Source organism: Glycomyces sambucus (assembly GCF_900102815.1).
Classification (GTDB): Bacteria; Actinomycetota; Actinomycetes; order Mycobacteriales; family Micromonosporaceae; genus Glycomyces; species Glycomyces sambucus.
The window spans coordinates 89,776-99,608 of record NZ_FNGF01000010.1 but is presented as its reverse complement, the minus strand read 5'-3'; the positions used below and the strand labels follow the sequence as shown (position 1 = coordinate 99,608).

The 9,833-nt window shown below is 67.9% G+C and carries 10 protein-coding genes and 1 tRNA gene; 7 read left to right on the top strand and 4 right to left on the bottom strand.

What is annotated here, in order from left to right:
• Nucleotides 1-373: 373 nt before the first annotated feature.
• Nucleotides 374-1,837, bottom strand: coding sequence for a GTPase ObgE (gene obgE, locus BLS99_RS24720; protein ID WP_091054406.1), 1,464 nt, complete (start codon nt 1,835-1,837; stop codon nt 374-376).
• 114 nt (nt 1,838-1,951) lie between these two features.
• Between obgE and BLS99_RS24715 the strand changes: the two genes are divergently transcribed.
• Nucleotides 1,952-2,027, top strand: a tRNA-Lys gene (locus BLS99_RS24715).
• Between the two features lie 105 nt (nt 2,028-2,132).
• Here BLS99_RS24715 and BLS99_RS24710 read toward each other — a convergent pair.
• Complete coding sequence (locus BLS99_RS24710; RefSeq protein ID WP_091054405.1) at nt 2,133-2,864, bottom strand: hypothetical protein; 732 nt, start codon at nt 2,862-2,864, stop codon at nt 2,133-2,135.
• Between the two features lie 174 nt (nt 2,865-3,038).
• Between BLS99_RS24710 and phoU the strand changes: the two genes are divergently transcribed.
• From phoU to pstA, 4 genes are all read left to right on the top strand, one after another.
• Nucleotides 3,039-3,686, top strand: a complete 648-nt coding sequence (gene phoU, locus BLS99_RS24705; protein WP_091054404.1) for a phosphate signaling complex protein PhoU — start codon at nt 3,039-3,041, stop codon at nt 3,684-3,686.
• A 216-nt stretch (nt 3,687-3,902) separates the two neighbouring features.
• Nucleotides 3,903-4,958: a phosphate ABC transporter substrate-binding protein PstS gene (gene pstS / locus BLS99_RS24700; protein WP_091054410.1), complete on the top strand. Its 1,056-nt coding sequence runs from the start codon at nt 3,903-3,905 to the stop codon at nt 4,956-4,958.
• A gap of 81 nt (nt 4,959-5,039) precedes the next feature.
• Nucleotides 5,040-6,023: a phosphate ABC transporter permease subunit PstC gene (gene pstC / locus BLS99_RS24695; protein WP_245712402.1), complete on the top strand. Its 984-nt coding sequence runs from the start codon at nt 5,040-5,042 to the stop codon at nt 6,021-6,023.
• Complete coding sequence (gene pstA, locus BLS99_RS24690; protein ID WP_091054402.1) at nt 6,020-6,916, top strand: phosphate ABC transporter permease PstA; 897 nt, start codon at nt 6,020-6,022, stop codon at nt 6,914-6,916. The genes pstC and pstA overlap by 4 nt, the downstream gene beginning before the upstream one ends.
• 80 nt (nt 6,917-6,996) lie before the next feature.
• On the opposite strand, the gene pstB is transcribed toward pstA, so the two are convergent.
• Entirely contained in the window at nt 6,997-7,884 is an 888-nt protein-coding gene (gene pstB, locus BLS99_RS24685; RefSeq protein WP_091054401.1) for a phosphate ABC transporter ATP-binding protein PstB, read from the bottom strand.
• Between the two features lie 180 nt (nt 7,885-8,064).
• Here pstB and BLS99_RS24680 point away from each other — a divergent pair, with 180 nt between their 5' ends.
• Complete coding sequence (locus tag BLS99_RS24680; protein ID WP_091054400.1) at nt 8,065-8,451, top strand: phage holin family protein; 387 nt, start codon at nt 8,065-8,067, stop codon at nt 8,449-8,451.
• Between the two features lie 54 nt (nt 8,452-8,505).
• Here BLS99_RS24680 and BLS99_RS24675 read toward each other — a convergent pair whose 3' ends face one another.
• Nucleotides 8,506-8,973 carry a hypothetical protein gene (locus tag BLS99_RS24675; protein WP_091054399.1) on the bottom strand — a complete coding sequence of 156 codons (468 nt, stop codon included), beginning with the start codon at nt 8,971-8,973 and terminating at the stop codon, nt 8,506-8,508.
• Nucleotides 8,974-9,491: 518 nt separating this feature from the next.
• Between BLS99_RS24675 and BLS99_RS27710 the strand changes: the two genes are divergently transcribed.
• The gene (locus BLS99_RS27710; RefSeq protein ID WP_342761296.1) at nt 9,492-9,821 is read left to right on the top strand and encodes a DUF397 domain-containing protein; all 330 of its coding nucleotides are present in this window, start codon (nt 9,492-9,494) and stop codon (nt 9,819-9,821) included.
• Nucleotides 9,822-9,833 lie beyond the last annotated feature (12 nt).

Here is a 9,833-nt window from a genome sequence, read left to right as displayed (position 1 = left end):
ACCAGCCAGAACCACTCAGGAACCTAGCCCCAAGCATCCCAGCCAGCCCACACGCTGACCATCCAAACACCCTGTTGAGTTCTCAAACAACACGCACTAATCAGATCTGAAACTTCTTGGAAGTTCCTCTCCGACCGGAGCGGCTCCAGTAACTTATCAGACCGGATTTCGGGCCGTTTTGGCCCCCCGATCGATTCATTCGGAGATTTGCCCTTTAGGTCTTCGTCCAGGTCCTTTCGGTTTTCCTGTCCGTTTCCCCCTCGGGCAAAGACAAATTTACGCGACGGAGAACCGGGGTTTGCAAGGGGGGTACGTGCTCGGCGCCACACCCTTGCAAACCCCGTGTTCTCGCAGGTCATTCTGCAAATGGGGGTCAGCCGCGGCGGCTCTTGCCCCTGGCTTCCTTCTCTTTGGCGACTCGTTCGAGCAGTTCGGAGCGGCGCTCCTTGCGCTCGGCGAGGCGTTCGTCGGCGCCCTTGCGGTCGCTGACTTCGAAGCGCGCGTCGGTGCCGCGGGGGCCGACGGTCGCGATGATGTTCGGATCGGTCGGCTGCCACTCGAATTCGTGGTCGGCGATCTTGACGATCGAGCCGGGGATCGCGCCTTGTTTGACGAGAGCGTCCTCGACTCCGAGATTGGCGAGCCGGTCGGCGAGGTAGCCGACCGCTTCCTCGTTCTCGAAGTTGGTCTGGCTGATCCAGCGCTCGGGCTTGGCGCCGGCGACGAGGAACTCGACGTCGCCTTCGTAGGCCGGCACCAGCTTCTTGATGGTGAAGCCGGAGTCGTCGATGGGCACCGGGCGGATGACCATGCGGGTCGCCTCGACGGGCGGCTGGGCCGCGCGGTAGTCGTTGACCTCCTTCGCGAAGGCGAAGTTCAGCTCCTTCAGGCCCTCGCGGCTGACGGCGCTGACGAGGTAGACCGGCCACCCGTACTTCCGGAGGTCGTCCCGGACGTACTCGGCGAGCTCGCGCCCGTCGGGGACGTCGACCTTGTTGAGGACGATGATCCGCGGTCGGTCGGCGAGGCCGCCGTACTCGGTGAGCTCGTGTTCGAGCGCGTCGATGTCGGAGACCGGGTCGCGGTCGGATTCGAGGCTGGCGCAGTCGACCACGTGCGCGAGGACCGCGCAGCGCTCGATGTGGCGGAGGAACTCGAGTCCGAGGCCCTTGCCGGCGGCGGCGCCCGGGATGAGGCCCGGGACGTCGGCGATCGTGTAGGTCGTCTCGCCTGCGGAGACGACCCCGAGGTTGGGGGTCAGCGTGGTGAACGGGTAGTCGGCGATCTTCGGCCGGGCGGCCGACATCGCGGCGATGAGGGAGGACTTGCCCGCGGAGGGGAAGCCCACCAGGCCGACGTCGGCGACGCTTTTGAGTTCGAGGACGACCTCGAGCTCGTCGCCGGCCTCACCGAGTTCAGCGAAACCGGGGACCTTGCGCTTGGAGCTGACGAGGGCGCGGTTGCCGCGGCCGCCGCGGCCGCCCTGGGCCACGGTCACCTCGGTGCCGTCGCCGGTGAGGTCGGCGAGGACCTCACCCCTGGAGTAGATGACGGTGCCGTTGGGGACGGACACCCGGATGGACTCGCCCGTGGCGCCGTCGCGGTTGGAACCCTGGCCGTGCTTGCCGTTGCCTCCCTGGAGGCGCGTCTGGAAGTGGAAGTCCAGCAGCGTGTGCACATTGGGGTCGACGACGAAGACCACATCACCCCCGTGCCCGCCGTTGCCGCCGTCGGGGCCGCCGAGCGGCTTGAACTTCTCACGGTGGACCGACACGCAGCCGTTGCCACCTTTACCGGCAATGACCTGGAGATTCACGCGGTCTACGAAACTTGTCACCGCTCAAGGGTAGCCACCCCGGGGACCCCGGGAGACGGAGCCCGAAGCACATGCTAAAGTTTCTCCTCGTGCGAGGGACACCGGCGCAGAGCGCCGTGGAAACTCAATCATCAAGCGCCGCTAGCTCAACTGGCAGAGCAGCTGACTCTTAATCAGCGGGTTCGGGGTTCGAGTCCCTGGCGGCGCACCACACAAGAGGTCCTGGTCACAGGGCCTCTTTTGTTTTGCCATGGAACATGGTTCGGGCCCGGCCGCCGGCGCACCGGTGGTGCGCGGCGGCCGGGCCCGTTCGCGCCTACTTGTAGTCGGCGAAGAGGACGTCGGCCTGCTGGACGAAGTCCTCCAGCACCGCGAGGCCGGACTCGGCGGTGATCGACTCGTTGTCGTAGAGCGTCGTGCTCACGGTGACGTCGAGGCTGCCGAGGGCGACGTGGAGCGTCGTGGCCGTGCTCTCGCCGTAGTCGGTGGTGTACATCGAGCCGGCGTCGCCGTAGTCGGTGTACTCGGAGTACGTGTAGCCGTTCTCCTCGTTGTAGTAGTCCGCGTCGGAGCCGACGTAGTCGGCGACGTCGGAGGCGGAGTCCCAGTCGGTGACGTAGAGGTACACCGAGGTGTAGTCCTCGTTGTAGAACGTGCAGCTCACGGACGGGTTCCCACCGCTGTTGGAGGACGAGGTGCTGGTCTCGTCGGGCGAGTAGGAGCCGTAGTTGGACTCGAAGGCGCTCAGGTCGAAGGCCGCGCACGCGTCGGCGTTGATCTCGACCGAGCCCAGGTCGCCGTGGTCGTCGCCGCCTTCGTCGCCTCCGCCGTCGTCCCCGCCGTTGTCGGAGTCGCCGCCGTTGTCGCCGCCGCCGTCCGCGGAGTCGTCGCTCTGGGTCTGCTGGACCACCAGGAGGATCACGGTCATGACGATGACGAGCACGAGGACGATCGACCCGCCGATGAGCCAGAGGTTGTTCTGCTGGCGTCCGCCGGGCGGCGGCTGGCCGTACGGGCTCGGGTATCCGGGCTGCGAGGGATAGGTCATCGGGTCCAACTCCCAGGGGGATCGTTCGTGCTTCGCCCTCACTGTATCTCCGGACGTCCAGGGGAGTGCGCCCCGGCCGACGCCGCTCTCGGCGCGCGCACCCGCCTCCCACTACACTGAGAGCGTCTGCGACGCGGCTCGCGTCATCCCCTTCCGAACCGCGATTGGTCGATCATGGTGAACCCGTTCCACCAGCACCTGGACGAGCTCAACGAACTCCTGGTCGCCATGGCGCGCCGCGTCGTGACCGCGATCGACCGGGCCGGCGCGGCGCTCCTGGAGGGCGACACCGCGGCGGCCGAGGCGGTGGTCGCCGAGGACGATCACGTCAACGCGCTCCAGTTCCAGGTCGACGACCGGATCATCGAGCTGATGACGCAGTACGACGCGGTCGCGTCGGACCTGCGGTTCGTGCTCGGGGCGGTGCGGATCTCGGTCGACCTGGAGCGGATGGGCGATCTGGCGAAGCACGTGGCGAAGTCGGTGCTGCTGCGCGCGCCGGCGGCGGTGATCCCGGATTCGCTGCGGGCGGACTTCGCAGCGATGGGGGCCGCGGCGGTGCGGATCGCGGAGAAGCTGGTGGGGATCCTGGAGGAGCAGGACCAGTTGCAGGCGTCGCAGATGGGCCTGGACGACGACGAGCTCGACGCGATCCAGGACCGCATCCACGCGCAGCTCCCGAGCCTGGGCTACGGGCCGCAGACGGCGGTGGACGTGGCGCTGCTGGCGCGGTTCTTCGAGCGGTTCGGGGATCACGCGGTGCGCGTCTCGCACCAGGTGGTGTACGCCGTCACAGGGGACGTGCACCTCGACCGTTCATAACGTTCCGGTCACGACCGGGCCGAGGCCGGGTTAAACTCCCAGGTCAGCGGCCCGGATTTTCCGTCTCTGCGACGCGGTTGCGAATCGCGCTCAGTCGTTCACTTTGAATTCAACTCCAAGTCAGCGGGTGAACACCGGCTCTGGGTTTGATGGCTGCGGACAGTGAATGACGACCCGGGCCAGGTCCGGGAGACGGAGTAGAGACCAGCTGTGAACATGAAACTGAACCGCCGGACCATTTTCGGCACGATCACCGCGGGTGCCCTGGCCATGAGCATGGCGGCCTGCGGCGGCGGCAGCGATGACGAGGGCTCCGGCGACGGCGAGCTCGTCTCCGGTGAGATCACCGGCTCGGGCGCTTCCTTCCCGGACGCGTTCTACGCGGCGGCCATCGAGGCTTACGCCGAGGTCAACCCCGACCTCATCGTCACCTACAGCGCCGACGGCTCGTCCGCCGGCAAGGAGGCGTTCGGCCAGAACCTGAACGACTTCGCCGGCTCCGACTCGCTGGTCAAGGACGGCGACGGACCCGAGGCCGACTCGTTCCAGTACATCCCGACCGTTGCGGCCCCGATCACGATCTCCTACAACCTGCCGGGTGTGGAGGGTCTCCAGATCGACCAGGAGACGCTGGCCAACATCTTCCAGGGCACGATCACCACCTGGAACGACCCGGCGATCGCCGCGACGAACCCCGACGCGACCCTGCCCGACACCGCGATCACGATCGCGCGCCGCTCGGACGGCTCGGGCACCACCAAGAACTTCTCCACCTTCCTCGACGAGGCCACCGACGCGTGGACCCTCGGCGCCTCCGACGAGATCGAGTGGCCCGCCACCTCGGTCGGCGGCGAGAAGAACACCGGTGTCGCCCAGATCATCACCCAGACCGAGGGCGCGATCGGCTACGTCGACCTCGCCGACGCCGCCGAGCTGGGCCTCGTGACCGCCTCGATCGAGAACGCCGACGGCGCCTTCGTGCAGCCGAGCCTGGACGGCGCGACCGCCGCCCTCGCCGGTGCCGAGATCGCCGAGGACCTCTCCTACAACCCGCTGAACGCGGCCGGTGCCGAGTCCTACCCGATCACCGCGCCGACCTACATCCTGATCCGCACCGAGTACGACGACGAGAACGTCGCCGCGGGCGTCAAGGAGTTCGTGAACTACCTGCTCACGGACGGCCAGGACATCGCGGCCGAGAACAACTTCGCCGCCCTGCCCGACGAGCTCCGCCAGCAGGCGATCGACGCCCTCAACGAGACGATTGCCTAGGACCACGGATCCGATGACCCCAACGGCCGCGACGCCGCTGGGGTTTTCGGCCGTGCCGCTCACGAAACCGGAGAGACTCTCTTGACCACTACGGCATCTCCCGAATCGCCCCCTCAGGTGGACCTCGGCGGGGAGGCCCGCTCCCGCCGGACCGACAAGGGCTTCACCGGGCTGGTGACCTTCGCCGGCCTCACCGTGCTCATCGTCCTCGGCCTGATCCTGGTCACGACCTCCGTGCAGGCGTGGCCGGCGATCGTGCTGGACCCGGTCGAGTTCCTGATCGGGACCCGCTGGTCCCCCAGCGACGAGGTCTTCGGGACCTTCCCGTTCCTGTACGGCACCCTCGTGACCTCGGTGATCGGCATGATCATCGCGGTGCCGGTGTCGATCGGGATCGCGCTGTTCATCACCGAAGTCGCCCACCGCCGCTCGCGCAAGTACATCGTCACCATCGTCGACCTGCTCGCCACCGTCCCGTCGGTGGTCTTCGGCCTGGTCGGCAGCCTGGTGCTGGTCCCGTGGATCACGCCGCTCTACCAGTGGTGGGCGGGGCTCATGGAGCCGATCCCGGGCCTGTCGGCGGTGTTCGCCCACACCCAGACCGGCCGGAACTACTTCACGGCCGGCCTGATCCTGGCCGTCATGTGCATCCCGATCATCACCTCGATCGCCCGCGAGGTGTTCGCGACGGTGCCCGAGATCGACAAGCAGGGCGCGTACGCGCTCGGCGCGACCCGCTGGGAGATGATCAAGGGCGCGATCCTCCCCCACTCCTTCGGCGGCCTGGTCGGCGCCTCGATGCTGGGCCTGGGCCGGGCAATGGGCGAGACGATCGCCGTGTCGCTGGTCATCGGCGGCGCGGTCGGCATGAACGCCAACGTGTTCGCCCCCGGCAACACCATGGCCGCGGTCATCGCCCAGCAGTGGGGCGAGGCGAGCGGCCTCCACACCGACGCGCTGATCGGCATCGGCGTGCTGCTGTTCGCGATCACCGTGCTGATCAACTTCCTCGCCCGCGTCGTGGTCCGCCGGGCGGAGATCAAGATGAAGGGTGCCCACTCATGACGACCCTCGAAGGGCGGACCCCGCCGGACCTGTCCGGCCGCAACCTGTCGCTGCGGCGGGCGTTCGCCAACCGGACCGCGACGATCCTCATCGCCCTGTGCGTGCTCATCGCGGCGCTGCCGCTGGCGCTGGTCGCGTACCAGGTGATCTCCAAGGGCGCCTCGGCGTGGAGCCTGGCCTGGTTCATCGACGAGATCCCGCGGAACTACCGCACCGAGGGCCCGGGCATGGGCCCGGCGATCGTGGGCACGCTCGCCATCACGGGCATGGCCTCGCTGCTGTCGATCCCGGTCGGCGTGCTCGGCGCGGTGTACCTGAACGAGTACGGCAAGAACAAGCCGCTGGCGCGGTTCATCCGCACCATGTCCGACGTCATGACCGGCGTCCCGTCGATCATGATGGGCCTGTTCATCTACGTCGGCTACGTGACCGTGATCGACGACCGGACCGGCTTCGCCGGGGCCCTGGCCCTGGCCTGCCTGATGCTGCCGATCGTGATCCGCTCGACCGAGGAGATGCTGCGGCTGGTCCCGGACGAGCTGCGGCAGGCGTCCTCGGGCCTGGGCGCGCGCAAGTGGCGCACGGTCATGGGCGTGGTGCTCCCGGCGGCCTCGTCGGGCATCACCTCGGGCTCGCTGCTCGCCGTGGCGCGCGCCGCGGGCGAGACCGCGCCGATCATCGTCACCGTGGGCCTGACCTACGTGTACAAGCCCGACCTGTTCGACGGGGCGAACACCACGCTCGCGGCGCAGATCTTCCGCAACGCGAGCCAGCCGTTCGCGGCCTCGCAGGAACGCGCCTGGGGCGCGGCCCTGACCCTGATCGCCATCGTCTTCGTGTTCACCATCCTGTCCCGGATCATCGCGGCGCGCTTCGCCATCGACAAGCGCTAGCGCCTCGCGAGACTGGTCTCGCACGCGAGGAAGGGCCCCGCCGGGAGGCGGGGCCCTTCCTCGTTCTCAGGGGCGAGGTCCTAGCCGAAGCGGCCGGTCACGTAGTTCTCGGTGCGCTCGTCGGAGGGGGTGGTGAAGATCCGCTGCGTGTCGTCGAACTCGACGAGGACGCCGGTGCGGGTGTCGCTGACCTCGTTGACCTCGGTGGAGAAGAACGCGGTCTTGTCGGAGACGCGGGCGGCCTGCTGCATGTTGTGCGTGACGATCACGATGGTGAACTGGCGGGCCAGGTCGACCATGAGCTCCTCGATGCGCGCGGTGGCGATCGGGTCGAGGGCCGAGCAGGGCTCGTCCATGAGCACGACCTCGGGGGCCAGCGCGATGGTGCGGGCGATGCACAGGCGCTGCTGCTGGCCGCCGGAGAGGGCGAGCGCGGACTGCTTGAGCTTGTCCTTGACCTCGTCCCAGAGGGCGGCCTTGCGGAGGGAGTCCTCGACGATGGCGGGGAGCTCGGAGCGCTTGACGCCGTGGATGCGGGGGCCGTACGCGACGTTGTCGAAGATGGACTTCGGGAAGGGGTTCGCCTTCTGGAAGACCATGCCGATGCGGCGGCGGACCTCGACGGGGTCGACGCCAGCGTCGTAGATGTTCTTGCCGTGGTAGGCGACGGTGCCTTCGACGCGGGCGCCGGGGACGAGGTCGTTCATGCGGTTGAGGGAGCGCAGCAGGGTCGACTTGCCGCAGCCCGAGGGGCCGATGAGCGCGGTGATCTCGTTCTTGGCGACGGTGAAGTTGACGTCCTTGACGGCGCGGAACGAGCCGTAGTAGACGTTGACGTCCTTGATGTCGTAGACGGTGGCGCCCTGGACGCCGGCGGCGGCGGTGCGCTGTCCGGCCGGCTGGGGGGCCGCGGTCAGGCGCCGGGAGTCGACGGTGGGGCGGGCCGCGGGCAGTGCCGGGTCGCTCATGGGTTCTCCTTCTGCAGGGACGCAGGTACGGAAGCGAAGCCGAAGCAGGGCTGGGCCGAGCGTAGGCCGGGACGGTAGCGGCGGTCTCACTCTTCGGTGAACCGGGGGTGAACGCGAGGGCCCGGATTCGAATCGGCGGAATGTGGACGGCGGCGTGCGGAGGCGGCGATACTGGCAGCTATGTTCCGCTTTCTGATACGCCTGGTCCTGACGGCGCTGGCGCTGTGGCTCGCGGCGGCGATCGTCGACGGCATCAACCTGTACGGCGACACCGCGGGGGCGCGGTTCCTCTCGCTCCTGCTGGTCGCGTTGATCTTCACGCTGGTGAACACGCTGGTGAAGCCGATCGTGATGATGGTCGGCTGCGCGCTGTACGTGCTGACGCTGGGCCTGTTCGGCCTGGTGGTGAACGCGCTGATGTTCTGGCTGACCGGCTGGGTGTCGGAGAAGCTGTCGCTGGGCTTCTTCGTGGACGGGTTCTGGCCGGCGTTCTGGGGCGCGATCATCGTGTGGATCGCGATGTGGGTCATGGACCTGCTGACGCCGCGGCGCGAGGTCGAGGCGTAGGAGACGCGCGGACAGGGGCGGCCCGGTCGGGCCGCCCCTGTCGCGTGCTCGGTCCTAGAAGGGCAGTCCGGTGGACGGCCCGGTCGCGACGTCGCGGATGTTGTCGTCGCGCTTGGCCGTCTTGGCTCCCGCGTTGAACGGGATGGGCCCCTGCGGTCCGGGGGCCTTGCCGAGGCGGCGGCGCATGATGTTCAGGTTGTGCAGGCCGGCGAGCGCGTAGGTGCGCACCCGTTCGAACTGCTTCCTCTTCTTGGCGGTCTTGAGCTTCTGGACGGCGCCGTAGTGGAGCTTGCGGGCGCGGTCCAGGGCTGCTGCGGCCTCGGTGTCGCCGACCGAGGCCGGAGCGATCTGGAGCTGCTTCCCGAGGAGCTCGGTCCAGGCTTCGGCGTCGGTCTTGGCCCGGGCTTTTCGGCGGCGTCGGGTCTCGATCAGCGACCGCAGTCCGAGGACTGCGGCGAAGATGAGGACGATCGCGACGATTGCGGCGAACGCGAAGGTAGAGGTTTCAATGGCGTCTTTCATCGTCACCCCCCGTGACCAGTGCTTGTGGTGTTCGTCTGAATATTATTCCATTCCTGCCCTGCAATTGTGAAAGTCCCCCTGGTTCGGCGATTTCGTGAATTCTGGGGAAAATGGCGGGAACCGGTTCTTCGGGGGCTTCCCTGCGGCCGGGGCGGGTAACCCTCGCCGGAGGGGGCGGCTCCGCAGGTGGGGGTGCCTCCTCCGTGCGCCGGGCGGTCGCCTCGTCCCCCGGGAACGCGCTCTTCGGATTCGTGATCGTTTGGAGTGCTGACCCTGAGTAGTCCTGACCCGTTGGAGCGCTGACCCTTTGGAGTGCTGCCCCGTTGGAGTGCTGACCCTATGGAGTGAAAGAGGTTCATCGTTCCAGGTGTGGACTGTGGTCCCGCGAGTGGCGGTCGGGAACGGCCGACAGGGAGCGGGATCGGGGTCCGGTCCCCGTGCGGCGCCCGGGAACGCGCGCCGGACGCTGGAGGAACACTCGGCTTCCGTCCGCGCGACGGTCCAATTCGATCCGGGGAATGCCCGGGGCGGATGCGGCGCACCGCGTCGGTGCGCGCGGACACCGCACTGTCCTAAACCTGATAGTGACGGATAGTCGACGTTTCGCTTGTCGGGCGGCGGCTATGGTGAAAGCCGTCCTGGGGACTCGAATGCTCCTTGGAAGGAGGAGATCCATGTTGACCCACACATGGAGGAAGAGCAGCAGGTCAGGCCCGAACGGGGCCTGCGTCGAGGCCAGGCTCGCCGATGAGGGCGTGGAGATCAGGGACACCAAGCTGACGGTGAGCCCGATTCTTCGCGCCGGTCGAGCCGACTGGGCCTCGCTGCTGCGGACATCCGGCAGGTAGGGACGGAGCGAG

What these genes read in the sequence shown, in the direction of transcription:
- BLS99_RS24710 (WP_091054405.1), bottom strand. Translation starts at nt 2,864, where the DNA reads ATGACCTATCCCTCGCAGCCCGGATACCCGAGCCCGTACGGCCAGCCG.
- phoU (WP_091054404.1), top strand. Translation starts at nt 3,039, where the DNA reads ATGGTGAACCCGTTCCACCAGCACCTGGACGAGCTCAACGAACTCCTG.
- pstS (WP_091054410.1), top strand. Translation starts at nt 3,903, where the DNA reads ATGAAACTGAACCGCCGGACCATTTTCGGCACGATCACCGCGGGTGCC.
- pstA (WP_091054402.1), top strand. Translation starts at nt 6,020, where the DNA reads ATGACGACCCTCGAAGGGCGGACCCCGCCGGACCTGTCCGGCCGCAAC.
- pstB (WP_091054401.1), bottom strand. Translation starts at nt 7,884, where the DNA reads ATGAGCGACCCGGCACTGCCCGCGGCCCGCCCCACCGTCGACTCCCGG.
- BLS99_RS24680 (WP_091054400.1), top strand. Translation starts at nt 8,065, where the DNA reads ATGTTCCGCTTTCTGATACGCCTGGTCCTGACGGCGCTGGCGCTGTGG.
- BLS99_RS24675 (WP_091054399.1), bottom strand. Translation starts at nt 8,973, where the DNA reads ATGAAAGACGCCATTGAAACCTCTACCTTCGCGTTCGCCGCAATCGTC.
- BLS99_RS27710 (WP_342761296.1), top strand. Translation starts at nt 9,492, where the DNA reads ATGCCCGGGGCGGATGCGGCGCACCGCGTCGGTGCGCGCGGACACCGC.